General features: G+C 63.1%; 21 protein-coding genes and 2 pseudogenes. 10 read left to right on the forward strand and 13 right to left on the reverse strand.

Annotated elements, in window-relative coordinates:
- The first annotated feature begins 159 nt into the window (after nucleotides 1-159).
- A complete protein-coding gene (locus SB765_RS09340; protein WP_341796678.1) occupies nucleotides 160-1,632 on the forward strand; it encodes an inorganic phosphate transporter in 1,473 nt (490 codons plus the stop codon).
- Between the two features lie 151 nt (nucleotides 1,633-1,783).
- On the opposite strand, the gene SB765_RS09345 is transcribed toward SB765_RS09340, so the two are convergent.
- Nucleotides 1,784-3,259, reverse strand: coding sequence for a helicase HerA-like domain-containing protein (locus SB765_RS09345; RefSeq protein WP_341796679.1), 1,476 nt, complete (start codon nucleotides 3,257-3,259; stop codon nucleotides 1,784-1,786).
- 170 nt (nucleotides 3,260-3,429) lie between these two features.
- Between SB765_RS09345 and SB765_RS09350 the strand changes: the two are divergent.
- From SB765_RS09350 to SB765_RS09370, 5 genes and pseudogenes are all read left to right on the forward strand, one after another.
- Nucleotides 3,430-4,446 (forward strand): annotated as a pseudogene (locus SB765_RS09350) (cache domain-containing protein); the annotation flags it as partial.
- 261 nt (nucleotides 4,447-4,707) lie between these two features.
- A pseudogene (locus SB765_RS09355) lies at nucleotides 4,708-5,304 on the forward strand (methyl-accepting chemotaxis protein); the annotation flags it as partial.
- A 237-nt stretch (nucleotides 5,305-5,541) separates the two neighbouring features.
- Nucleotides 5,542-6,663, forward strand: coding sequence for a glycosyltransferase family 4 protein (locus SB765_RS09360; protein ID WP_341796681.1), 1,122 nt, complete (start codon nucleotides 5,542-5,544; stop codon nucleotides 6,661-6,663).
- Nucleotides 6,656-7,420, forward strand: a complete 765-nt coding sequence (locus SB765_RS09365; RefSeq protein ID WP_410910916.1) for a DUF2334 domain-containing protein — start codon at nucleotides 6,656-6,658, stop codon at nucleotides 7,418-7,420. Before SB765_RS09360 ends, SB765_RS09365 begins: the two co-directional genes overlap by 8 nt.
- Nucleotides 7,417-8,409 (forward strand): lysylphosphatidylglycerol synthase transmembrane domain-containing protein, encoded by a 993-nt coding sequence (locus tag SB765_RS09370; protein WP_016498112.1) that lies wholly within the window; start codon nucleotides 7,417-7,419, stop codon nucleotides 8,407-8,409. Before SB765_RS09365 ends, SB765_RS09370 begins: the two co-directional genes overlap by 4 nt.
- A 187-nt stretch (nucleotides 8,410-8,596) precedes the next feature.
- Here the strand turns inward: SB765_RS09370 and purU are convergent, their stop codons facing one another.
- Complete coding sequence (gene purU / locus SB765_RS09375; protein ID WP_063422272.1) at nucleotides 8,597-9,448, reverse strand: formyltetrahydrofolate deformylase; 852 nt, start codon at nucleotides 9,446-9,448, stop codon at nucleotides 8,597-8,599.
- A 285-nt stretch (nucleotides 9,449-9,733) separates the two neighbouring features.
- Between purU and mvaT the strand changes: the two genes are divergently transcribed.
- A complete protein-coding gene (mvaT, locus tag SB765_RS09380) occupies nucleotides 9,734-10,111 on the forward strand; it encodes a histone-like nucleoid-structuring protein MvaT (RefSeq protein WP_016498109.1) in 378 nt (125 codons plus the stop codon).
- 73 nt (nucleotides 10,112-10,184) lie between these two features.
- On the opposite strand, the gene sbcB is transcribed toward mvaT, so the two are convergent.
- The 3 genes from sbcB to SB765_RS09395 all read right to left on the reverse strand — a co-directional run bounded on the left by sbcB (nucleotide 10,185) and on the right by SB765_RS09395 (nucleotide 12,530).
- Nucleotides 10,185-11,618 carry an exodeoxyribonuclease I gene (gene sbcB / locus SB765_RS09385; protein ID WP_341796684.1) on the reverse strand — a complete coding sequence of 478 codons (1,434 nt, stop codon included), beginning with the start codon at nucleotides 11,616-11,618 and terminating at the stop codon, nucleotides 10,185-10,187.
- 42 nt (nucleotides 11,619-11,660) lie between these two features.
- Entirely contained in the window at nucleotides 11,661-12,020 is a 360-nt protein-coding gene (locus SB765_RS09390; RefSeq protein ID WP_016498107.1) for a PilZ domain-containing protein, read from the reverse strand.
- Nucleotides 12,021-12,143: 123 nt separating this feature from the next.
- Nucleotides 12,144-12,530 carry a tetratricopeptide repeat protein gene (locus SB765_RS09395; RefSeq protein WP_016498106.1) on the reverse strand — a complete coding sequence of 129 codons (387 nt, stop codon included), beginning with the start codon at nucleotides 12,528-12,530 and terminating at the stop codon, nucleotides 12,144-12,146.
- A 179-nt stretch (nucleotides 12,531-12,709) separates the two neighbouring features.
- On the opposite strand from SB765_RS09395, the gene pyk reads away from it, so the two are divergent.
- Nucleotides 12,710-14,164, forward strand: coding sequence for a pyruvate kinase (pyk, locus tag SB765_RS09400; protein WP_016498105.1), 1,455 nt, complete (start codon nucleotides 12,710-12,712; stop codon nucleotides 14,162-14,164).
- A gap of 35 nt (nucleotides 14,165-14,199) precedes the next feature.
- Here pyk and SB765_RS09405 read toward each other — a convergent pair whose 3' ends face one another.
- A complete protein-coding gene (locus SB765_RS09405; RefSeq protein WP_063422274.1) occupies nucleotides 14,200-15,120 on the reverse strand; it encodes an iron-sulfur-binding ferredoxin reductase in 921 nt (306 codons plus the stop codon).
- Between the two features lie 296 nt (nucleotides 15,121-15,416).
- Between SB765_RS09405 and SB765_RS09410 the strand changes: the two genes are divergently transcribed.
- A complete protein-coding gene (locus tag SB765_RS09410; RefSeq protein ID WP_016498103.1) occupies nucleotides 15,417-16,940 on the forward strand; it encodes a fumarate hydratase in 1,524 nt (507 codons plus the stop codon).
- A gap of 43 nt (nucleotides 16,941-16,983) precedes the next feature.
- On the opposite strand, the gene SB765_RS09415 is transcribed toward SB765_RS09410, so the two are convergent.
- Complete coding sequence (locus tag SB765_RS09415) at nucleotides 16,984-17,856, reverse strand: carbon-nitrogen hydrolase family protein (RefSeq protein ID WP_410931234.1); 873 nt, start codon at nucleotides 17,854-17,856, stop codon at nucleotides 16,984-16,986.
- Entirely contained in the window at nucleotides 17,853-18,443 is a 591-nt protein-coding gene (locus SB765_RS09420; protein ID WP_016498101.1) for a GNAT family N-acetyltransferase, read from the reverse strand. Before SB765_RS09420 ends, SB765_RS09415 begins: the two co-directional genes overlap by 4 nt.
- Before the next feature lie 115 nt (nucleotides 18,444-18,558).
- On the opposite strand from SB765_RS09420, the gene SB765_RS09425 reads away from it, so the two are divergent.
- Nucleotides 18,559-18,957, forward strand: a complete 399-nt coding sequence (locus SB765_RS09425; protein ID WP_016498100.1) for a nuclear transport factor 2 family protein — start codon at nucleotides 18,559-18,561, stop codon at nucleotides 18,955-18,957.
- A gap of 126 nt (nucleotides 18,958-19,083) precedes the next feature.
- Here the strand turns inward: SB765_RS09425 and SB765_RS09430 are convergent, their stop codons facing one another.
- Genes SB765_RS09430 through SB765_RS09450 form a run of 5 tightly spaced genes read right to left on the reverse strand, consistent with a single transcriptional unit; the run spans nucleotide 19,084 to nucleotide 22,876 of the window.
- Nucleotides 19,084-19,662 (reverse strand): DJ-1/PfpI family protein, encoded by a 579-nt coding sequence (locus SB765_RS09430; protein ID WP_016498099.1) that lies wholly within the window; start codon nucleotides 19,660-19,662, stop codon nucleotides 19,084-19,086.
- Nucleotides 19,663-19,706: 44 nt separating this feature from the next.
- Complete coding sequence (locus SB765_RS09435) at nucleotides 19,707-20,864, reverse strand: phospholipase D-like domain-containing protein (RefSeq protein ID WP_341796686.1); 1,158 nt, start codon at nucleotides 20,862-20,864, stop codon at nucleotides 19,707-19,709.
- A 1-nt stretch (nucleotide 20,865) separates the two neighbouring features.
- Nucleotides 20,866-21,447: a YceI family protein gene (locus SB765_RS09440; protein ID WP_016498097.1), complete on the reverse strand. Its 582-nt coding sequence runs from the start codon at nucleotides 21,445-21,447 to the stop codon at nucleotides 20,866-20,868.
- Nucleotides 21,448-21,491: 44 nt separating this feature from the next.
- Nucleotides 21,492-21,797: an amidase gene (locus SB765_RS09445; protein ID WP_341796687.1), complete on the reverse strand. Its 306-nt coding sequence runs from the start codon at nucleotides 21,795-21,797 to the stop codon at nucleotides 21,492-21,494.
- Entirely contained in the window at nucleotides 21,794-22,876 is a 1,083-nt protein-coding gene (locus tag SB765_RS09450) for a serine hydrolase domain-containing protein (protein WP_410931235.1), read from the reverse strand. Before SB765_RS09450 ends, SB765_RS09445 begins: the two co-directional genes overlap by 4 nt.
- Nucleotides 22,877-22,951: the final 75 nt, after the last annotated feature.

The following is a 22,951-nucleotide window of genomic DNA, read 5'->3' on the forward strand; positions in this document are numbered from 1 at the left end:
CCACGCTTTGCGCTTTTTAGCCGATATTTCCCTGCCTCAGCGCCCCTACGTGCACCGTGCGCTCACCCCATGAAGATTGCCATCGGTCTGTAGCAGGTGCATCGATTGCCAAGGTTTTCTGGCATAATCCCGCCCCCCTATACCCGCCAGACAACCTTCATGATCGATTTATTCAGCGGACTGGATGCCTGGGTGTTGGTGAGCCTGCTGCTCGCCTTGACCTTCGTACTCGCCTTCGAGTTCATCAATGGCTTTCATGACACCGCCAACGCGGTAGCTACCGTCATCTACACCAAAGCCATGCCGCCGCACCTCGCCGTGTTCTTCTCCGGCGTGTTCAACTTCCTTGGCGTTCTGCTCGGCGGTGTCGGGGTGGCCTATGCCATCGTGCACCTGCTGCCGGTAGAGCTGCTGATCAATGTGAACACCGGACACGGCCTGGCCATGGTCTTCTCGTTGCTGGCTGCGGCCATCACCTGGAACCTGGGCACCTGGTACTTTGGTATCCCCGCCTCCAGTTCGCACACGCTGATCGGCTCCATTCTCGGTGTCGGCCTGGCCAACGCCCTGATCAACGACATCCCGCTGGCCGATGGCGTCAACTGGCAGAAGGCGATCGACATCGCGATGTCGCTGGTGGTTTCGCCAATGGCCGGCTTCGCCGTCGCAGCCCTGGTGCTGATCGGCCTTAAGTGGTGGCGCCCGCTGTCGAAGATGCACAAGACCCCCGACCAGCGCCGCAAGCTCGACGACAAGAAGCACCCGCCATTCTGGAACCGCATGGTACTTGTGGTTTCGGCCATGGGCGTGAGCTTCGTGCACGGTTCCAACGACGGTCAGAAAGGCATCGGCCTGATCATGCTGGTGCTGATCGGTATCGTCCCGGCCAAGTTCGTCCTCGACCTGAACAGCACCACCTACCAGATCGAGCGTACCCGCGACGCTACCCTGCACATGAGCCAGTTCTACCAGCGCAACGCCGCCACCCTTGGCGAGTTCCTGGCACTGGGCAAGGCCAAGTCCAACGACCTGCCGGAGCAGTTCAGCTGCAACCCGCAGCAGACCGAGCCGACCATCGCCGCGCTGCAGTCCTCGCTTCAGGGCGTGACCGACTACCACAGCCTGGATACCGACAAGCGCGTTGAAGTGCGTCGCTATCTGCTGTGCCTGGATGACACCGCGAAGAAGGTTGGCAAGCTGCCAGGCCTCGACGCCCGTGAAAAGGCCGACCTGGAAAAACTGCGCAAAGACCTGACCGCCACCACCGAATACGCACCGTTCTGGGTGATCGTGGCCGTCGCCCTGGCCTTGGGCCTGGGCACCATGGTTGGCTGGAAGCGTGTGGTACTTACCGTTGGCGAGAAGATCGGCAAGCAGGGCATGACCTATGCCCAGGGCATGTCGGCACAGATCACCGCGGCCTGCGCCATCGGCATGGCCAACGTGTTCGCCCTGCCGGTATCGACCACCCACGTGCTGTCGTCAGGCGTGGCCGGCACCATGGTCGCCAACAAGAGCGGCCTGCAAGGCGGCACGGTGAAGACCATCCTGCTGGCCTGGATCCTGACCCTGCCGGCCTCGATGGGCCTGGCCGCCGGCCTGTTCTGGCTGGCATCCAAAGCCATTGGCTGAGTGACACTGCTCTCAGTATAAAGGCGCCTTGGGGCGCCTTTTTCATTTGTGCTTTTCTGCACCGGCCTCTTCGCGGGTAAACCCGCTCCCACACGGGCAACGAGATCCCTGTGGGAGCTGGCTTGCCGGCGATAGGGCCGGTACAAGCAAACTACCTTTTCTTGCCCCCCAGCAACGACCCCATCAACCCGCGCACCAGTTGCCGCCCCAACTGGTTGGCGGCTTGGCGCACAGCCGACTTGATAGCCTGCCCCGCCGCACTCTGCAGGAAGTCACCGGCCTTGTCGGCAAAGCTCTCCTCATCCGCCTTTGGCTGCGGGGCTGGCTCCACCGCCTCGCCCTTGCGCTGGGTCAGCATTTCATAGGCCGACTCACGGTCCACCGGCTTGTCATAGCGCCCCGCCAGCGGCGAAGCGGCAATCAGCGCACTGCGCTCGGCCGCACTCAGCGGCCCGATACGCGACTGCGGCGGTGCAATCAGCACCCGCTGCACCATGGCAGGCGTACCCTTCTCTTCCAGTGTCCCCACCAACGCCTCGCCAATCCCCAGCTCGGTCAGCACCGCCAGGGTTTCGAACGCGGGGTTCGGGCGAAAGCCATCGGCCACTGCCCTCAGCGACTTTTGCTCCTTGGCGGTAAAGGCCCGCAGGCCATGCTGAATGCGCAACCCCAACTGGGCCAGCACCGCATCCGGCAAGTCACCCGGTGACTGGGTGACGAAGTACACCCCCACGCCCTTGGAGCGGATCAGCCGCACCACCTGCTCCAGGCGGTCCTGCAGCGCCTTGGGCGTACCGTTGAACAGCAAGTGCGCTTCATCGAAGAACAAGGCCAGTACCGGCTTGTCGGCATCTCCACGCTCGGGCAATTGCTCGAATAGCTCGGCCAGCAGCCACAGCAGGAAGGTTGCGTACACCTTGGGTGCCTCATGCACCAGCCGGCTGGCGTCGAGCAGGTGGATGCGCCCACGGCCATCCGAGCCCGGCCGCAGCAGGTCTTCAAGCTGCAATGCCGGCTCGCCAAACAGCGCCTCGGCGCCCTGCTGCTCCAGGGTCGCCAGCCGCCGCAACAAGGCCTGGGTAGAGGCCGTGGTCATCAGTGCACTGTCTTCACCCAGCAATTGCGGGTTGTCCTTCAGGTGCGCCAGCAGCGCCTTGAGGTCCTTGAGGTCCAGCAGTAACAGGCCCTCTCGGTCGGCAACCTTGAAGGCCGCATACAGCGCCGCCTGCTGGCTGTCGGTCAGCTCCAGGAGGTTGCCCAGCAGCAACGGCCCCATTTCACTGAGGGTAGTGCGCAGCGGGTGGCCGGACTGCCCGGCGATGTCCCACAGGCTTACCGGGTAGGCCTGGGGCGTGTGCCCGAGCCAAGGCATACCGGCGATTCGCTCGGCCACCTTGCCCTGTGGTGTGCCAGCGGCACCCAGGCCACACAAGTCACCTTTGACATCGGCCGCGAATACGGCAACCCCTGCGTCGCTGAACACTTCCGCCAAGTGCTGCAAGGTCACGGTCTTGCCGGTGCCCGTCGCGCCCGCCACCAGGCCATGGCGGTTGGCCAGCCGCATCGCTTGCCCGACTGGCTGGCCATCCGGGCCAGCACCTACAACTATGGTCGATGTTTCCGACATCTCTGTAATCCTCTGCTCAAGCTTTACCTTAATTCGGCCGATACCTTTGGGTGATATTCGCCTTAATTAGAGAGGAACAACCGAAAAGGGACTTTTCGGGATGTTGCACTGCTTTGCGGCTCCACCCGTGCGAACGCCTGATATAACACCTTAGCGGAACCGATTACGCCATGAACAAAAGCCTTCGTTTCAGCCACAAGATTCTTTTGGCAGCATCATTGATCGTGATACTCGCCTTCAGCCTTTTCACGCTCTACAACGATTACCTCCAGCGTAATGCGATCCGCGAGGACCTGGAAAACTATCTGGCTGAAATGGGCGCCTCCACTTCGACCAACATCCGCAACCTGTTCGACGGCCGAATCAAGCTGGTGGAAAACCTGGCACAGAACATTGCCCAGGACCCCACCAACGCCGAAACCCTGATGGCCCAGAACGCGCTCATTTCCAGCTTCCTCACCGTTTACCTGGGCAAGGTGGACGGCGGTTTCAGCGTACGCCCGGACGCAAAAATGCCCGATGGCTACGACCCGCGCACGCGCCCCTGGTACAAGGACGGCATGAGTGCCGCCGGCGCGACACTGACCGAACCGTACATCGACATGACCACCAACAAGATGGTCATTGGCATCCTCAGCAAGGTTTCCAGCAGTGTCGGCGTGGTCGGTGGCGACCTGGCCCTGGATGGCCTGGTGCAGATCATCAACTCGCTGAACTTCGGCGGCATGGGCTACGCCTTCCTGGTCAACGACCAGGGCAAGGTCCTGGTGCACCCTGACAAAGACCTGGTGATGAAGTCGCTGTCGGACCTGTTCCCGCAGCACACGCCAAAACTGACCGGTGAGCTGACCGAAGTGCAAAGCGATGGCCAGGCCCGCCTGCTGACCTTCACCCCGATCACCGGCCTGCCTTCGGCCAACTGGTACATCGGCCTGTCGGTGGACAAGGACAAGGCCTTCTCGATGCTCAGCACCTTCCGCACCTCGGCGGTGATCGCCACGGTAGTGGCGGTGGTGATCATCATCGGCCTGCTCGGGCTGCTGATAAACGTGCTGATGCAGCCGCTGCACACCATGACCCGCGCCATGGAAGACATCGCCGAAGGTGAAGGCGACCTGACCAAACGCCTGCGCATTCACAACCACGACGAGTTCGGCATCCTGGGCACCGCCTTCAACCGTTTCGTCGAGCGCATTCACAGCTCGATCAGCGAGGTGTCCTCGGCCACCGAACAAGTCAACGAAGTAGCCCTGCGTGTCATCAGCGCCTCGAACTCGTCGATGACCAACTCTGACGAGCAGTCCAACCGGACCAACAGCGTGGCGGCCGCCATCAACGAACTGGGCGCCGCCGCACAGGAAATCGCGGGCAACGCCGCCCAAGCGTCGCAACATGCCAGTTCGGCTCGCCTGCTGGCCGAAGAGGGGCAACAGGTGGTCGAGCGCAACATTGCGGCGATGAACCGCCTGTCCGACCTGATCGTCAGTTCCAGCGGGCACATCGAGACGCTGAACAACAAGACCGTCAACATTGGCCAGATCCTCGAAGTGATCACCAGCATTTCCCAGCAAACCAACCTGCTGGCGCTGAACGCCGCCATCGAAGCGGCCCGTGCCGGTGAAGCCGGCCGTGGTTTTGCGGTGGTGGCCGATGAAGTGCGCAACCTGGCGCACCGCACCCAGGAATCGGCGCAGCAAGTGCAGACCATGATCGAAGAGCTGCAGGTTGGCGCCCGCGCGTCGGTCGAGACCATGGACCAGAGCCAGCGCCACAGCCAGGACAGCGTGCAGATCGCCAACCAGGCCGGTGAGCGGCTGGACAGCGTTACCGTGCGCATCAGCGAGATCGACGGCATGAACCAGTCGGTGGCCACCGCCACCGAAGAGCAGACCGCCGTGGTCGAGGCGATCAACATGGACATCAACGAGATCAACATGCTCAACCAGGAAGGCGTGGAGAACCTGCAAGCCACCCTGCGCGCCTGCTCGGACCTTGAGCAGCAGGCCGGCCGCCTGAAGCAACTGGTGGGCAGTTTCCGCATCTGACCGGAGCTACACCCTCCTCTGCAGGAGCAACCTTGTGTTGCGAAGAGGCCAGTACAGGCAGTACTGCCATGTTGCCTTCACCGGCCTCTTCGCAGCACAAGGCTGCTCCTACAAGGATTCCGAACTCCCCCTCTCCTCAAACCGATCGAACAAACTATCCTTCTGAAAGGTCCACCTTTAGGCGCGTCATCGCCGGCAGTTACCGCCGAATGACAGACCGAAGATGATCCCGGAGGGATGCTGATCGTGCACATCGCCGACATCACCATGTTCTACGCCCCGGCCAGCGGCGGCGTACGTACCTATCTTGATGCCAAACACCGCCGCCTTGACGCCATGCACGGCGTACGCCACAGCCTGCTGATCCCCGGTGCCAGTGCACAGCACGCCGATGGCATCTATCAAGTGCCCGCCCCGCCTCTGCCATTCGGCAAGGGTTACCGCTTCCCGGTACGCCTGGCCCCCTGGTGCAGTGAACTGCGACGGCTCAAGCCCGACCTGATCGAAGTCGGCGACCCCTACCTGACCGCCTGGGCAGCGCTGGAGGCACGGCGTCAACTGGATGTGCCGGTGATCGGCTTCTACCATTCCGACCTGCCGTTGCTGGTCAGCAACCGTATGGGCAACTGGTTCACGCCCAATGTCGAGGCCTATGTCAGCAAGCTGTACGGCAATTTCGACCGGGTGCTCGCGCCCAGCCAGGTAATGGCCGACAAATTGCGCCGCCTGGGCGTTCGCGATGTGCATGTGCAGCGCCTGGGCGTGGACCTGGCCACCTTCAACCCCGGCCAGCGCGACCCGCACCTGCGCGCAGAACTGGGCATTGCCGACACCAGCCGTTTGCTGATCTATGCCGGCCGCGGCTCGCGGGAAAAGAACCTGCCGGTGCTGCTCGACTGCATGAAGCAGCTGGGTGCCCCCTACCACCTGCTGCTGGTGGGTTCGAACATGCCGGCCAACGTGCCGCGCAACGTCAGCGTGATCGACCACTTCTGCCCGGCCCCGGAAGTTGCCCGGCTGCTGGCCAGCGCCGACCTGCTGGTGCACGCCGGAGACCAGGAAACCTTCGGCCTGGTCATCCTCGAAGCGATGGCCAGCGCCACCCCCGTGGTGGCCGTGCGCGCCGGCGCCTTCGGCGAAATCGTCAACGAACAGTGCGGGCGCCTGTGCCGCCCCAACGATGGCCAGGCCATGGCAGCGGCCGTGCGCGAAGCGTTCGAGGCCGGCGTACGCTCACTCGGGGCGCAGGCTCGCCGCCACGTGGAGCAGCACTATTCATGGGACAACGTGGTCTGCGGCCTGCTGCAACACTATCAGGCCGTGCTCGGCCACCCGCCGCAGGTGCGCGCTCATGGTTGAGGCACGGCCGGCGTCACGTAGCCTGATGCTGGTGCTGCATGATGTTGCGCCCGAGACCTGGCCGGACTACCAACCCTTCGTCGAAGCCGTCGACAGCCTCGGCGGCGTCCCGATGACCTGGCTTGTGGTGCCGGACTTCCACCAGCGCAACCTGCTGCTGCGTTCTCCCACCTTCTGCCGCTTGCTTGACCGGCGCCTGGGTCAGGGCGACGAACTGGCCTTGCACGGCTATTACCATGCCGACAACGGCCCGCCGCCCCGCACGCCCGGCGACTACTTCATGCGCCGTATCTATACCCACGAAGGTGAGTTCTACGGCCTCGACCAGCAGCAGGCCCTGCAACGGCTGGAGCGCGGCCTGGCAATGTTCCACCAGCAGGGGTGGCCTGTGGCCGGCTTTGTCGCGCCAGCCTGGCTGATGAGCGAGGGCACCCGCCAGGCCTTGCGCCGCCTGCCGCTGCGTTACACCAGCACGCCACAGCACCTGTACCGCTTACCGGACTTCACCGCGATCGAAGCCCCGGGGCTGGTGTGGAGTGCCCGCAGCGCCTGGCGCCGAGGGCTTTCAAGGGTGTTGTGCGACTGGCAATGCCGCCGTTGGCGCGATGCCGAGACACTGCGCCTGGGCTTGCACCCGGTGGACATGCGCCACCGCACCTCCCGTGAATACTGGCTGAACACCTTGCGCAGCCTGCTGGCTCAAGGCCGCGAGCCACTGACCAAATCGGCCTGGCTGGACCGCCAGGCCAGCGCATGAACCGCCTGGCCTGGCTGGGCCTGGCACTGCTCGCGGCATTGCTGGTGCCGATCCTGCTCGGTGGCAGCGAGCTGCTGCCGAGGCTGCAACGCTTCGACCCTGTGCTGATGCTCACTCTGCTGGGCATGATCCTGCTGTGCTGGGCGATCAACGCCATTCGCTTGCGCCTGTTGCTCGGCCAGCAAGGTGCCAGGCTTGGGCCACTGCGCAGCCTGGGCGTGGTCATGGCCACCGAATTTGCCATCTGCACCACCCCCGGCGGCAGCGGCGGGCCCTTGACCCTCATGGCCCTGCTGGCGCGTGACCGCATCAGCCCGGCACGCAGCGGCGCTGTATTCGCCATGGACCAGTTGAACGACCTGGTGTTTTTCTTCTGCGCAATGCTGGCGATAGCCGGTTACGCACTGTTCCACAGCCTGGGCCGCAGCCAGGAAAGCATGTTGCTGGGCAGTGCGCTGCTACTGTGCACAGCACTGGCCGGGGTGGCCGGGCTGCTGCGCTATCGCCGCCAGGTCATGCGCTTGAACGGCAGGCTGCTGCGGCGCCTGGGCATGAGCCAGCAGCGCAAACGACGCTGGGCACGCAAGCTGTTGCACTTCATGCACGCGCTGGCGCAGACCTGGCAGTTGCCCAAGCGCACGTTAAGCCTGGTGTTCACCTTGACCTGCCTACACTGGGGCCTGCGCTACAGCGTTTTGTATCTGGTATTGAGGGGGTTGGGGGTGGACCTGGCATGGATCCCCAGCTTTCTGGTGCAGATGCTGTCGCTCAGTGCCGGCCAGTTCAGCCTGCTGCCAGGGGGCGCCGGTGCCGCCGAGCTGACTTCGGCCAGCCTGCTGACGCCATGGGTGGGCAGTTCTACCGCAGCGGCGGCGATCCTGATATGGCGGGCGGTTACTTACTACTTTTATCTGCTGGCAGGCGGCCCGGTGTTCGTGTGCCTGCTGGCGCGTCCGTTGCTGGAGCGCTGGCGGCGTCAGGCGGGTTGAGCTGTTGCCAGAGTTCGGCAGCGCCGGGGAAGTCGGTGCCGTCGGTGTCATCCAGGGCTTCGGGGTCGTAGCGGGCCAGGCAACCTTCGCCGAGAGTGGGAGGTGGTGAGGCGGTAGGGGTGTTGCGTTGTTTGGCCATCAGTGTTCCTTTCAAGATTGCCGGGGGCGCTTTGCGCCCCCTGCATCATCAATCGAAAACGACAGTCTTGTTGCCATGCACCAGCACCCGGTCTTCCAGGTGATAACGCAGGCCACGGGCCAGCACCATCTTCTCCACATCACGGCCAAAGCGGACCATGTCCTCGATGCTGTCGGCATGGCTGACACGCACCACGTCCTGCTCGATGATCGGGCCGGCGTCGAGCTCTTCGGTGACGTAGTGGCAGGTCGCGCCGATCAGTTTCACCCCACGCAGGGAGGCCTGGTGGTAAGGCTTGGCGCCGACGAACGACGGCAGGAAGCTGTGGTGGATGTTGATCACCTTTTCAGCAAAGTCCCGGCACAGTTGCGGCGGCAGGATCTGCATGTAACGGGCCAGCACCACCACATCGGCGGCGTGCTCCTGGACCAGGCGCGACACTTCGGCAAAGGCCGGTGCCTTGTCCTTGGGGTCGACCGGTACATGGAAGAACGGAATGCCATGCCACTCGACCATGCTGCGCAGGTCGTCGTGGTTGGAAATCACGCAAGGGATCTCGCAATCCAGTTCATCGGTGTGCCAGCGATGCAGCAGGTCGGCCAGGCAGTGCGACTCACGGCTGGCCATCAGTACCACACGCTTTTTCTGCGCCGAGTCGGTAATGCGCCAGGTCATGGAGAACTCTTCGGCGATCGGCGCAAACGCCTCGCGGAAGGCTTCGATACCGAACGGCAGCGATTCGGCACGGATTTCATGGCGCATGAAGAACCAACCGCTCTGCTCATCAGAGTGGTGGCTGGCTTCGTTGATCCAGCCATTGTACAAGGCCAGGAAATTACTGACTTTCGCCACGATGCCTACACGGTCGGGGCAGGCGATCACGAGACGATAGGTGCGCATGAATGAGACTCCAGAACTTCGCAAAGGCGCCTATTCTAGCGGTCCGCCAGAAAAAACGCAGTATTGATCGCAGCGGCGATGGCGTATGCCGACCCGCATACCCGGCGCAGGCATTGCCTGACAGAGATGACGAAATGCAGGGTTTGTAAGTAAATTTTTGTTCACGTAGCGAAATGTTGTCACAGCTTAATTAACAGTTAATCGCGGAATATCATGTTTACTTGCGAGTATGGCCTGTCTATTATTGCCCCACACATTTCTGAACACGCATTAAAGGAACACTCCATGTCCCTGATCAACGAGTACCGCGCCACCGAAGAAGCCATCAAGGAACTTCAGGCCCGCCTGGCCAACCTGTCGCAGGATGACAAGCTGAAGAAAGAACTGGAGTTCGAAGGCAAACTGCGCACTCTGATGGGCGAGTACTCCAAGTCGCTGCGCGACGTGATTGCCCTGCTCGACCCAGAGTCGAAACTGAGCAAGGCACCTCGCGGCGCGGTCAAACCTACTGCCACCAAACGTGCGCGCAAGGTCAAGCAATACAAAAACCCGCACAACGGTGAAGTGATCGAAACCAAAGGCGGCAACCACAAGACCCTGAAAGAGTGGAAAGCCACTTGGGGTGGTGATGTGGTTGAGAGCTGGGCAACCCTGCTGGACTGATTGTCAGCATTTGCCTTTTGCTTAACGCAACAAAAACGCCGGCACATTGCCGGCGTTTTTGTTTGCGCCGCTGTCAGTCAATTGCAAATTGTGTCTGCAATTGCCGGGCATGCATTTGCCAAGCCTCCAGTACACGCCGGCCAGCCTCGTCAGCGCCTTCCCAGGCTTGCTGACGCGCCTGCTCGAAGTCGCCCAGCGTATTGGGTGCTCCCCACTGCGGGTCACTCAGTCGTTGCTGACAGAAGCCATACCAGCGCTGGCGTTCTTCGCTGGTCAAGGTCTCAGGGAAGTTGCGCGCCCGATAGCGGAACAGCAATTCCGGTAAACGCGGGTCATCGAACATCCACTGGCCACGGCCCAACTGCGCGGGTTCCAGCGCACGCACTTGCTCACATAAGCGGCGGTCTCGGTCCCCCACAAAACCGTCATACAACTGCTGTTCCGGGTCTTCACTCGGGGCGAAGTCTTCCTTGCCGTAGATGTGCTCCAGCTTGTCTTGCCATTGCGCCTGTTGATTAGCCAACTGTTCGCCGCGCAATTGTAACAACGTCAAGTCCAGGCCCAATCGTTGTTGATCGGCCGGGCGCAATACCGACAATGGCGCCAGTACCGGGCAGCGATTGATCTGCACCAATTTGAGCGGCACCGGTAATTCACCCTCGGCCAGCGCATCGTGACGGGTATACAAGCGCTGGCGTAGAACCTCAGCACTTTCCCTCAGTAACGGTAGGGATTCCTGATGCAAGTCGCAGACGATCAGCGCATTGCGATTACGCGGGTGCCAGGCTAATGGCAATACGACACCCAGGTAATTACGCGCCGCCGAAAAGCGCCCGGATATATGCACCAGTGGCTGCAACAAACGGATCTGTTCCATCACCTTATGCTTGCTGCGCAACTGGAAGAGCCAGTCATACAACTTGGGCTGTTTTTGCCGAATCAGACGGGCCAGGGCAATGGTTGCCCGCACGTCGGAAAGCGCCTCGTGGGCATGCCCATGGTCAATGCCATTGGCCTTGCTCAACAGTTCAAGGCGCAGGCTGGTGCGCCCATCCTGTTGTGGCCATTGAATACCGTCAGGACGCAAGGCGTAGGCGGTCCGCACGATGTCGATCAGGTCCCAGCGGCTGTTGCCGCCCTGCCACTCCCGGGCATACGGGTCGAAAAAGTTACGGTACAAACTGTAGCGGGTCACTTCATCGTCGAAGCGCAGGGTGTTGTAGCCAGCGCCACAGGTACCCGGCTGCGCCAGTTGCGCATGCACCCGGGTCATGAACTCGGCCTCGCACAGGCCTTGCTCGGCCAGCAACTGCGGGGTGATGCCTGTCACCAGGCAAGCCGCCGGGTGCGGCAGGATGTCGTCGGAAGGCCGGCAATAAAGGCTGATCGGCTCGTCGATTTCGTGAAGGTCGAAATCGGTGCGCACGCCGGCCACCTGCAGTGGCCGGTCGCAACGCGGGTTGATGCCGGTGGTTTCGTAGTCGTGCCAGAAAATGCTTGAGGTCACGGGGTCTTCCTGTATCAAGGTCGACCCGATTCTAGCGCAGCCTCAGACAGAAGCGTTGGCAGGAAGGAAACTGAAATAATCACGCAGTGAGCGCACGAACTCGTCGAATTCGCGGGGGGCCTGCAACAGCATGAAGCCCGAATCGTAGTGCCCGGGCGTCTGGTCTTCGCGGCACCACAGGCAACTGGCGGTCAGGTTGACGAACTGATGCCCGCCGCCGACCAGCGGCAAGCGCAATTGCAGTTCGTAATCGGGCCCTACCAGCACAGGCAGCTGGCTGATTACCATCAGGCCGTCCTCGGAGGCATTACCCAGCTGGCCGATTTCTTGACCGGTAAAACGGTTGAATACCTTGAGGACACAAGGCAGTTGATGGCGTTCGATGTGGCGCTTGTTGAACATGATCGCGAGTGTATTCCGTACCTGATGCCAGGAATACAAGGTACTGGCGGTTGTTGTAACAGCTGAGTTACAGATTAGCGCAGGGCGCGCCGCAAATCTCGTGAAATAAACCACACCTTGGTGTTATCGCCAAGGTGTGGTCGTCACCGGGTTGGCCACAGCCGCTTCGCCGCTACGGGCATGACCAAGTTTTTCAAGGGTCTGCAGGCGCGCCCGGGCACGATAGGCGTACTCGTTGCCCGGGTACTTCTGGATCAGGTACTGGTAAGTCTGCGCGGCATCCACGTAAAGCGCCTGGCGCTCCAGGCACTGGCCACGCAGCAGCGACACCTCCGGATGGATGAACGGCCGCGAACGGCTGGTGCGGTCGACCTGCGACAGTTCCAGCATGACCCGTGCGCAGTCGCCACGATCATAGGCGCGGTAGGCATTGTTCAGGTGGTGGTCCATGGACCAGCGGGTGCAGCCGACGGCGCTGGCCGCCAGGGCTAAAACGATCAGGGCTCGCATGGGGATCTCCTTTGATGCCTGTGTATCGGCCAACGCCAACAAATCTTCACAGGCTTTTGCAAGGATACCCCGACCGTTCAAATGCCACCCTGCCTTGGTCGCAGGTAGTGCAACGGAACAATGACTACAGCGAGATTCAGGAGTAGCCTTTCGCTGCGCTTCACTATAGGAGTCTGTGCATGACCATCCGCCGTACCAAAATCGTCGCCACCCTTGGCCCCGCCAGCAACTCGCCGGAAGTGATCGAGCAACTGATCCTTGCCGGCCTGGACGTGGCACGCCTGAACTTCTCCCACGGCACTCCGGACGAGCACAAGGCCCGCGCCCGCCTGATCCGTGACATCGCCGCCAAGAACGGCCGCCATGTCGCGCTGCTGGGCGACCTGCAGGGTCCGAAGATCCGCATCGCCAAGTTCGCCAACAAGCGCATCGAATTGAAGATCGGTGACAAGTTCACCTTCTCCACCGCCCACCCGTTGACCGAAGGCAACCAGGACATCGTCGGTATCGACTATCCCGACCTGGTCAAGGACTGCGGCGTCGGTGACGAACTGCTGCTCGACGATGGCCGTGTGGTCATGCGCGTCGAAACCGCCACTGCAGACGCCCTGCACTGCGTGGTGATCATCGGTGGCCCGCTGTCGGACCACAAAGGCATCAACCGTAAAGGTGGCGGCCTGACCGCGCCGGCCCTGACCGAAAAAGACAAGGCCGACATCAAACTGGCTGCGGAAATGGACCTGGACTACCTGGCCGTTTCCTTCCCGCGTGACGCCAGCGACATGGAATACGCACGCAAGCTGCGTGACGAGGCCGGCGGCAGCGCCTGGCTGGTGGCCAAGATCGAACGCGCCGAAGCGGTTGCCGACGACGAGACCCTCGACAAGCTGATCGCCGCCTCCGACGCGGTGATGGTTGCCCGTGGCGACCTGGGTGTGGAAATCGGCGACGCCGAGCTGATCGGCATCCAGAAAAAGATCATCCAGCACGCCCGCCGCAACAACAAGGCGGTGATCGTGGCGACCCAGATGATGGAGTCGATGATCCAGAACCCGATGCCGACCCGCGCTGAAGTGTCCGACGTGGCCAACGCCGTGCTGGACAACACCGATGCGGTGATGCTGTCGGCCGAAAGTGCTGCCGGTTCCTACCCGATCGAAGCCGTACAGGCCATGGCGCGGATTTGCCAAGGTGCCGAAAAGCACCCGACCAACCAGAAGTCCAGCCACCGCCTGCACACCACCTTCGAGCGTTGCGACGAAAGCATCGCCCTGGCGGCCATGTACACGGCCAACCACTTCCCGGGCGTGAAGGCGATCATCGCCCTGACCGAAAGCGGCTACACCCCGCTGATCATGTCGCGCCTGCGTTCGCACGTGCCGATCTTCGCCCTGTCGCCGCACCGCGCCACCCAGGCTCGCGTCTCGATGTTCCGCGGCGTCTACCCGATCGCCTTCGACCCGGCCTCGCTGCCGGCCGACAAGGTAAGCCAGGCGGCAGTCGACGAACTGCTCAAGCGCGGCCTGGTGGAACAGGGTGACTGGGTGATCCTGACCAAAGGTGACAGCTACCACACCATCGGTGGCACCAACGGCATGAAGATCCTGCATGTCGGTGATCCGCTGGTCGGCTGATCTACCCCGGGGGCCGCTTTGCGGCCCCTTTTTGTTCAAGCATGCTCGACAAACACATCGGCAAACACCTGGTTCCTGGGCACCCCTGCAATAAACAGCCGCCGTGCAAACTGCTCCACGCTCGCCGGCGAGCCACATACCAGTGCAACCGTCTGCCGTGATGTCGGCCGCAATGCCGCAAGCGCTTCATCCAACTGCTCCGCCAGCACCAGCTCGACACTCACGCCTTCAATCCCCTGCAACGGCTCAGCCAGGTAGTGCTGAACGTGGCCATGCGCCACATGCATCACCTTGATTTCCCCCTGATGCCCCTGCCGCATCGCCTCGCGCAAAATGCCCCACAAAGGCGCAAGCCCAGTACCCGCAGCCAGCAACCAGAGCGGTCGTCCTTGCCAGTCCGGGTCGTAATGCAACGCTCCGCCCCTGAGCTCCCCCAAGCGCATCGAGTCGCCAACCTTGAACCCGCGGGCCTTGCTGCAAAAAGCACCGGGCCGCTCGCAGTCGATATGAAATTCAAGGAAGTCGTCTTCACCCGGCAGGCTTGCCAGGGAATAGGGCCGCGCTACCGCCCCGCTCCACAACACCACATGCTGGCCCGCCTGATATCGCACTGCGCGCTCTGGGCGCAGGCGCAGGCGCAGCACGTCACCGAACCAGTCCAGCGCGCAAACCTGTGCGGGAATGCCATCCTGCTGCGGGTCGAACACCGCCACACGCAGGTCACCTACTACCCGACACTGGCAAGCCAGTCGCCAGCCCTGGGCGTGTTTCTCCAGCGCCAATGCCTCGGGCAAGGCGTCCGCTGGCAGCCCGTCCAGGCAATGCACCAGGCAGGCATGGCAGCTACCGGCGCGGCAACTGTAGGGCACATTCAACCCGGCCTCGTTCAAGGCATCGAGCAGGTTGCTGCCGGTCGGCACCGCCCAGCGGCGCTCGCCCACGCATATTTCGGGCATTGTCAGCTATCTCTCCTGGCTCTATATCTTGCCGGGGCCGCTTTGCGGCCCAATCGCCGGCAAGCCAGCCCCCGTCAAGCATCCTATCTCTTCAGCCAGACAGCAAGAACAGTGCCTGCCCGCGGCCGACCATGGTCCAGACCGGCCGAAGGTGTGCCCGGCACAGATGCGCGCTATACTGCCGCGCCTTTTTCCGCCGGCCTGACCTGCCGGCGCCTTGCAAGGCGTTTCGACATGCTGGTCGGCACCGTCGAGCGTCTTTATGAATGTTCCCGTCTTTAAGAGGAGCGCGCTGCATGACCGTGATCAAGCAAGACGACCTGATTCAGAGCGTCGCCGACGCCCTGCAATTCATTTCGTACTACCACCCCGTCGATTTCATCCAGGCCATGCACGAGGCCTATCTGCGTGAAGAGTCGCCTGCTGCGCGTGACTCCATCGCCCAGATCCTGATCAACTCGCGCATGTGCGCCACCGGCCACCGCCCGATCTGCCAGGACACCGGTATCGTCACCGTGTTCGTGCGCGTGGGCATGGACGTACGCTGGGACGGCGCCACCCTGAGCGTCGACGACATGATCAACGAAGGTGTGCGTCGCGCCTACAACCTGCCTGAAAACGTGCTGCGTGCTTCGATCCTGGCCGACCCGGCCGGTGCCCGCAAGAACACCAAGGACAACACCCCGGCAGTGATCCACTACTCCATCGTCCCTGGCGACAAGGTCGAGGTCGATGTCGCAGCCAAAGGCGGCGGCTCGGAGAACAAGTCGAAGATGGCCATGCTCAACCCGTCCGACTCGATCGTCGACTGGGTGCTGAAGACCGTTCCGACCATGGGCGCTGGCTGGTGCCCGCCTGGCATGCTCGGCATCGGCATCGGCGGTACCGCCGAGAAGGCCGCCGTCATGGCCAAGGAAGTGTTGATGGAATCCATCGACATCCACGAGCTGAAAGCCCGTGGCCCGCAGAACCGTCTGGAAGAAATCCGCCTGGAGCTGTTCGAGAAGGTCAACCAGCTGGGCATCGGTGCCCAGGGCCTGGGTGGCCTGACCACCGTGCTCGACGTCAAGATCATGGACTACCCGACCCACGCCGCGTCGCTGCCGGTGTGCATGATCCCCAACTGCGCCGCCACCCGTCACGCCCACTTCGTGCTCGATGGCTCCGGCCCGGCCGAACTGGAAGCGCCGTCGCTGGACGCCTACCCGGAAATCGTCTGGGAAGCCGGCCCAAGTGCCCGCCGCGTCAACCTCGACGACATCACCCCGGAAGAAGTCGCCAGCTGGAAACCGGGCGAAACCATCCTGCTCAACGGCAAGATGCTGACCGGCCGCGATGCCGCGCACAAGCGCATGGTCGAAATGCTCAACCGTGGCGAAGAGCTGCCGGTGGACCTGAAAGGCCGCTTCATCTACTACGTAGGCCCGGTCGACCCGGTCGGTGACGAAGTGGTAGGCCCTGCCGGCCCGACCACCGCTACCCGCATGGACAAGTTCACCCGCCAGATCCTTGAGCAGACCGGCCTGCTGGGCATGATCGGCAAGTCCGAGCGTGGCCCGACCGCCATCGAAGCGATCAAGGACAACAAGGCCGTGTACCTGATGGCCGTTGGTGGCGCTGCCTACCTGGTGGCCCAGGCCATCCGCAAGTCGAAGGTCCTGGCCTTCGCCGAACTGGGCATGGAAGCGATCTACGAGTTCGACGTCAAGGACATGCCGGTTACCGTTGCCGTAGACAGCAACGGTGAATCGGTACACATCACTGGCCCTGCCCTGTGGCAGAGCAAGATTGCCGAGAGCCTGGCAGTCGAAGTGAAGTAAGCCTGATGTAGCATTGGCGCCTGCTTTGCGGGCGCCACTGTTTTCACAAGACTCTGTCAAACTGCTCCGGCCAGTCCCTGCGGGTAAACACCTGCCCTTCCCGCCTCACCCGCCGCACTTCCTCCAGGTCCACCTCACACACCAGCCACTGGCTGCTCGCCGGGCTCAGTGCCTCGCTCAACGCCACCACTCCATCCCCCGGCATCCCGTGATCCGGCGGAACGAACAACCCTGCCCGCCCGATATTCTCGTCCAACGCAGGCGACCATGGCGCATGCCCCACCGTAGGGCTCTGCAACACGGCAATCTGGTTCTCCAGTGCCCGCGCCTGGGCGCCGATACGTACCCGGTGGTAACCCGCCTCGGTATCGGTACAGCTGGGCGCCAGGATCAGGTCGGCACCCGCCTCTGCCAGGCCCCTGGCCAGCATGGGGAATTCGTTGTCATAACAGATCAAAATCCCCAGGCGCCCCAACTCGGTGTCAAACACCTGTAGCCCCTGGCCCGCCGCGATGTCCCACTGCTCTCGCTCGAACCGGGTCATCATCAGCTTGTCCTGGTAACCCAGCACACCCTTGGGGCCGAACAGCCAGGCACGGTTGCGGTACCGCCCATCGCTGTCCAGCACCGGCACGCTGCCCGGTTGCAGGTAGATTCCCCAGCGCCGCGCAAGGCTCTCGCACAGCGCCCTCCACGGCTCGATCAACGGCTGGATGCCGGCAATCGAAGCCTTCAGGTCACCCCGCTGCTCGGCACTCAGTTGGCCGCTCAATACCAGACCGGCGTATTCCGGCAGCAGCAGCAAGCCTGCGCCCGCCTCCACGGCCTCGGCGCACAGGCCCTGCAGGTGGTCGGCGTAGGCGTCCCAGGTTTCATGCAGTTCGATGGCGTACTGGCAGGCCGCCAGGCGGATCATATCGGCAGTTCCTTCAGCCAGAACGACATCAGCTTGTCGGAGCTTTCCTGTTCATCCAGGTCGCGCCAGGCGTAGGTGGTACGCAATGACGGGTCATGCAGGAAGCCGCGGTTGCGCCAGAAACCGTGCAAAGGTTTGTAGTCTGCCGGCCGTCTCGGGTGCACACCTGGCCGCTCCACCGCGCAGAACGCGCAGTAATCGAACTCGGCCAGTTTGTGCGCATAGGACTCGCGTTCGATGAAGAAGCGCACGCCCAGGCCCTGGCCACGGTACTCCGGCAGCACCAGCGACTCACCGAAGTAATACACGCTGGCCGGGTCGCGGCCCTGGGCCAGGAACGGCTGCTGGAACTCGGGGGCGACATCCACCAGCGGCAGGCCGGTGGAAGCGCCTACCACTTTGCCATCGTCCAGCGCCAGCACCACCAGGCTACGCCCGGAGCGCGCATAGGCGGCCAGGTAGTCAGCCTCGTACTCCGGGGTACCGTCATACAGGTAGGGAAACTCGCGAAACACGCTAAGGCGCAGGCGAGCGAGGTCATCGATGTATGGCGCGATAGCGGCGCCGTGCAACAGGCGTATTTCCATGCGTGGCGGTCGTTTTGTCGATGTGGATGACGCGCTCGGCTAAGCCGGGCTTGAAGGGAAACCCTATCATCCGAGGCAGCGACCCGCCTTTTCCCTACACGACAGGTACTGTTCCATGACCGCTACCGAACTGGTAAATGCTTACTACGCCGCGTTCAACGCCGGCGACATGCCGGGCTTTCTCGCCCTGCTGAGCGAGGACGTGATCCACGACATCAACCAGGGCGAGCGGCAAATGGGCAAGGCCCGGTTTGCCGCGTTCATGGACAAGATGAACCGCTGCTACCGCGAACGCCTGGCCGATATCGTGGTGATGCAGAATGCCGACGGCAGCCGCGCGGCGGCGGAGTTCACCGTGCATGGCGAGTATCTGGCGGATGACCAAGGGTTGCCGGCAGCCAACGGGCAGACCTATGTGCTGCCGGCGGGGGCGTTTTTCTATATCCACTGCGGCAAGATTGCCCGGGTGACCAACTACTACAACCTCAATGACTGGGTTGAGCAAGTAGCCTAAGCCTGAGAGAGCTGCATTGCCTGTACCGGCCTCTTCGCAGCACAAGGCTGCTCCTACAGGGCCAGCACAAGACCTGAGTGTTGTGGGGTCCCTGTAGGAGCAGCCTTGTGCTGCGAAGGGGCCCGGTCAGACGATACGGGTACCCAGCACTTTCAGGAAGGCCGCCAGCCATGCCGGGTGCGCTGGCCAGGCCGGTGCAGTCACCAGGTTGCCATCCACATGGGCCTGGTCCACCGCGATGTCGATGAACGTGCCGCCCGCCAGACGCACTTCCGGCGCACACGCGGGGTACGCGCTGCATTCGCGCCCCTCCAGCACACCCGCCGCCGCCAACAGCTGGGCACCATGGCACACCGCCGCAATCGGCTTGCCGGCCTGGTCGAACGCCCGCACCAGCTCCAGCACTTTCTCATCCAGGCGCAGGTACTCCGGCGCACGGCCACCCGGGATCAGCAGCGCGTCGTAACTCTCGGGCCGCACCCGCACGAAGTCGTAATTCAGGGCAAAGTTGTGCCCCGGCTTTTCGCTGTAGGTCTGCTCACCCTCAAAATCATGGATGGCAGTGCGCACGGTCTGCCCCGCCAATTTCTCCGGGCACACCGCATGCACGGTATGGCCCACCATGCTCAAGGCCTGGAACGGCACCATCGCTTCGTAATCCTCGACGTAGTCGCCCACCAGCATCAGAATCTTCTTCGCCGTCATCGCACCCACTCCTTCGGTAAACAGTCAATGCACGATAGCCTCTGTCAGTCACGGCGGTCGAGCACGTTGACCACCAGTCGGTCGATCCAGCCCCAGATCCGCTGCTTCACCCTGCGCCAGAGGGGGCGGGCATGCCAGTGGTCGAGGTCGACTTCCTGGCTCAAGGCAAAGTCGCGCTCGAAGCTGGCCACCACCGCCGCTGTCAACGGCGGGTCCAGCGCCTCGATGTTGGCCTCAAGGTTGAAGCGCAGGTTCCAGTGGTCGAAGTTGCACGACCCGACGCTGACCCAGTCGTCTACCACGGCCATTTTCAGGTGCAGGAAGCACGGTTGGTATTCAAAAATTCGCACGCCGGCGCGCAGCAGGCGTGGGTAATAGCGGTGCCCTGCATAGCGGACCGACGGGTGGTCGGTGCGTGGGCCGGTCAGCAACAGGCGCACATCAAGCCCCTTGCTGGCGGCACGGCGCAAAGAACGGCGCACGCTCCAGGTCGGCAGGAAGTACGGCGTGGCCAGCCATACCCGTTGCTTGCCACTGTTCAGCGCCCGCACCAGCGAATGCAGGATGTCCTGGTGCTGGCGGGCGTCGGCATAGGCCACCCGGCCCATGCCCTGCCCATGGGCCGGCACCTTGGGCAGGCGCGGAAGGCCGAAGCCTTCGGCAGGGCGCCAGGCGGTGCGGCGGTTGTTGGCGGACCACTGGCGGTCGAACAGCAGTTGCCAGTCGGTTACCACCGGCCCCTGAATCTGCACCATCACCTCATGCCATTCGCTGGTCGCGTCGCCCGGCTTCCAGAACTCGTCGGTTACGCCCGTGCCGCCCACCACCGCCCAGCGTTCGTCCACCAGCAAAAGCTTGCGGTGGTCGCGGTACAGGTTGCGCAGGCCACGCTTCCAGCGTAGGCGGTTGTACCAGCGCAGGTACACACCGGCTTCCAGCAGGCGCTGGCGCAGGGCGCTGTTGAAGGCCAGCGAGCCATAGTCATCGAACAGGCAACGCACTCGCACACCACGCCGGGCGGCCTGCTCCAGCGCTTCGACCACGGCCTCGGCACAGGCCCCGGCCTCGACCAGGTACAGCTCCAGGTCAACCTGAAACTCGGCACCCACGATTGCCTCCAGCATGCGCGGAAAGAACTCGGGGCCGTCGATCAGCAGTTCGAACTGGTTGCCATCCCGCCAGGGGAAGACCGGCCCCGGCATGTCAGCGGGCGGTGAAAATCAGCACCGCGCTAACCGGCACCGACGGGTTGATGGACTTGAGCCCGGCAAACTTGCGCAGGCTTTCCAGCCCCGGCAGCAAACCGAAATCCTCGGCGCGCAGCAGCAGCGGTTCCAGGGTCACAACCTGGAACCGCCGCGCATCCAGGCGAGTGGCCAGCAGCAAGGCGTTGTAGCTGTGCGACTGGCCATGCAACGTGACCGTCAGCGGCAGGCGCAACTCGATCTGTGCACCATCGGCCAGGTCATTGATCGGCCGCAGATCGATCTGCGCCTTTACCGTGGCCTCGGCGAAGCGCCCGACCTCGAACAGGTTGTCGCGCATTTGCTCATCACGCAGCGGGATGCCGCTGCTGACAGAGTCCATCTCGATGCTCAGCCCCGCCACGCCTTTGCGGTCGACCGTACCGTGCAGCACCAGGAAGCGGTGCACTTCGGCGGTGTCACCGTTCTTGCCGGTAATGAACGACAGGCGCGACGATTCGCCATCGAGGTGCCAATTGGCGTGGGCGGGCAGGCACAAAGCCAGCAACAAGGCGGGCAGTAGACGGGGCAGTTTGAACATGACAAATCTCGTGAAACCAAGCCGCCAACCTTACCCGCCCGCCTTCATGGCAGCAAGCGGCAACCCTCGCGCAGGCCCTGCCAGGCAGCCTGGTTGCGCCGCCCAAGCCCCTCGGCAGTGACTAGCCGCTGCTGGCTGTTTTCCTCCAGCAGGCTCAGCGGCAGCCACTGCTTTACATAACCTTGGCAGTAGGCCTGCTCGAAGCCCATGACGAAGCGGCACGAGCAGTATTCCTTGGCCGAGTAGGCCGAGAGGATGCCGGGGAAATCCGCCAAGGCCTGACGCTCCTGCCAGGCCCAGAACAACAGGCCCAGCAGCATCACCAGTAGCAGCAACAAGGCCCGCTTCATGTGCCCTCCCGGGCCATGGCCGCCAGTACCCGCTTAAGCAGTTCGTCATGCTGGTAACTGCCGTCGCGGTCATCGGCATAGCGCACGACCACCAGCTTTTGCGCGGGCAGCACGTACAGCGCCTGGCCCCAGTGGCCAAGGGCGGCGTAGGTGTCTTCGGGCGCACTTGGCCAAGGCCGCGCGGCGCCGGCCAGCGGCTGGTTGAGCCACCAGTGGCCGCCAGGGTTGGCCTCACCCGGCACAGGCTCGGCATGGTCAAACGCTGTGCGGTTGAAGGCCACCCAGTCCTTGGGCAGCAGTTGCCGGCCTTGCCAACGGCCGTCGCGCTGCATCAGCAAGCCGATACGCGCCAGGTCACGGGCGCTGAGGTACAGATAGGAAGAGCCCACGTAGGTGCCCGCCCGGTCACGCTCCCACACTGCGCTGTCGATACCCAGCGGGGTGAACAGCGCGTGCCAAGGGTAATCGGGATATTGCCCGGCATCCAGCATGCCGCGCAGCGCGGCGGCCAGCAGGTTGCTGTCGCCACTGGAGTAGAGGAATCGCTGACCGGGGCTGGCCGACGCGCCCCGCGCCGCCGTATAGGCCGCCATGTCCTCGCGGCCACGGGTATACAGCATGGCCACCACCGAGGACTTGAGCGGGGCGTATTCGTAGTCTTCCTGCCAGTCCAGGCCACTGGCCCAGTGCAGCAGATCGGCCATGCGTATGCCCGGATGACCGCGCATGGCGGGGTAGAAACGGGTGACCGGATCTTCCAGCTCGAAGCGCCCTTCGCCTTGGGCCACGCCCATCAGCGTGGCGAGTACGCTCTTGCTTACCGACCAGGTCAGGTGCGCGGTGGCGGCAGTGGTGGGGGCGGTGTAGCGCTCGTGGAGGATACGGCCGTCGCGGATGATCAGCAGCGCGTCGGTGCGGATGCCGCTGCGGTCGGGGGCAGTGCGAGGGGGGAAGGCGTAGGCGTCGACGGCTTGCCAGTCGAACGTGGCAGGGTCGTTCTGCCAGGCAGGGTCAGGCCAGTCCTCGGCTTCGGCGGTTGCCAGGGCCAGGCAAAGAACCAATAGCAGACCTTTCAGCATTGCGTTTCAGGCTCGCAGTTTTGGGGCTGCTGCGCAGCCCATCGCCGGCAAGGCGGCCCCCGGTATCATCGGTTC

This window comes from Pseudomonas sp. SIMBA_067 (assembly GCF_046534675.1).
Lineage (GTDB): Bacteria > Pseudomonadota > Gammaproteobacteria > Pseudomonadales > Pseudomonadaceae > Aquipseudomonas > Aquipseudomonas putida.

Bases quoted from the DNA above. Each gene is read 5' to 3' on its own strand.
- SB765_RS09405 (WP_063422274.1), bottom strand. From the start codon at position 15,120: ATGCCCGAAATATGCGTGGGCGAGCGCCGCTGGGCGGTGCCGACCGGC.
- SB765_RS09340 (WP_341796678.1), top strand. From the start codon at position 160: ATGATCGATTTATTCAGCGGACTGGATGCCTGGGTGTTGGTGAGCCTG.
- mvaT (WP_016498109.1), top strand. From the start codon at position 9,734: ATGTCCCTGATCAACGAGTACCGCGCCACCGAAGAAGCCATCAAGGAA.
- pyk (WP_016498105.1), top strand. From the start codon at position 12,710: ATGACCATCCGCCGTACCAAAATCGTCGCCACCCTTGGCCCCGCCAGC.
- SB765_RS09450 (WP_410931235.1), bottom strand. From the start codon at position 22,876: ATGCTGAAAGGTCTGCTATTGGTTCTTTGCCTGGCCCTGGCAACCGCC.
- SB765_RS09395 (WP_016498106.1), bottom strand. From the start codon at position 12,530: ATGCGAGCCCTGATCGTTTTAGCCCTGGCGGCCAGCGCCGTCGGCTGC.
- SB765_RS09370 (WP_016498112.1), top strand. From the start codon at position 7,417: ATGAACCGCCTGGCCTGGCTGGGCCTGGCACTGCTCGCGGCATTGCTG.
- SB765_RS09430 (WP_016498099.1), bottom strand. From the start codon at position 19,662: ATGACGGCGAAGAAGATTCTGATGCTGGTGGGCGACTACGTCGAGGAT.
- SB765_RS09360 (WP_341796681.1), top strand. From the start codon at position 5,542: ATGCTGATCGTGCACATCGCCGACATCACCATGTTCTACGCCCCGGCC.
- purU (WP_063422272.1), bottom strand. From the start codon at position 9,448: ATGCGCACCTATCGTCTCGTGATCGCCTGCCCCGACCGTGTAGGCATC.
- SB765_RS09445 (WP_341796687.1), bottom strand. From the start codon at position 21,797: ATGAAGCGGGCCTTGTTGCTGCTACTGGTGATGCTGCTGGGCCTGTTG.
- SB765_RS09420 (WP_016498101.1), bottom strand. From the start codon at position 18,443: ATGGAAATACGCCTGTTGCACGGCGCCGCTATCGCGCCATACATCGAT.
- SB765_RS09440 (WP_016498097.1), bottom strand. From the start codon at position 21,447: ATGTTCAAACTGCCCCGTCTACTGCCCGCCTTGTTGCTGGCTTTGTGC.
- SB765_RS09365 (WP_410910916.1), top strand. From the start codon at position 6,656: ATGGTTGAGGCACGGCCGGCGTCACGTAGCCTGATGCTGGTGCTGCAT.
- SB765_RS09345 (WP_341796679.1), bottom strand. From the start codon at position 3,259: ATGTCGGAAACATCGACCATAGTTGTAGGTGCTGGCCCGGATGGCCAG.
- SB765_RS09415 (WP_410931234.1), bottom strand. From the start codon at position 17,856: ATGATCCGCCTGGCGGCCTGCCAGTACGCCATCGAACTGCATGAAACC.
- SB765_RS09425 (WP_016498100.1), top strand. From the start codon at position 18,559: ATGACCGCTACCGAACTGGTAAATGCTTACTACGCCGCGTTCAACGCC.
- SB765_RS09410 (WP_016498103.1), top strand. From the start codon at position 15,417: ATGACCGTGATCAAGCAAGACGACCTGATTCAGAGCGTCGCCGACGCC.
- SB765_RS09435 (WP_341796686.1), bottom strand. From the start codon at position 20,864: ATGCCGGGGCCGGTCTTCCCCTGGCGGGATGGCAACCAGTTCGAACTG.
- SB765_RS09390 (WP_016498107.1), bottom strand. From the start codon at position 12,020: ATGTTCAACAAGCGCCACATCGAACGCCATCAACTGCCTTGTGTCCTC.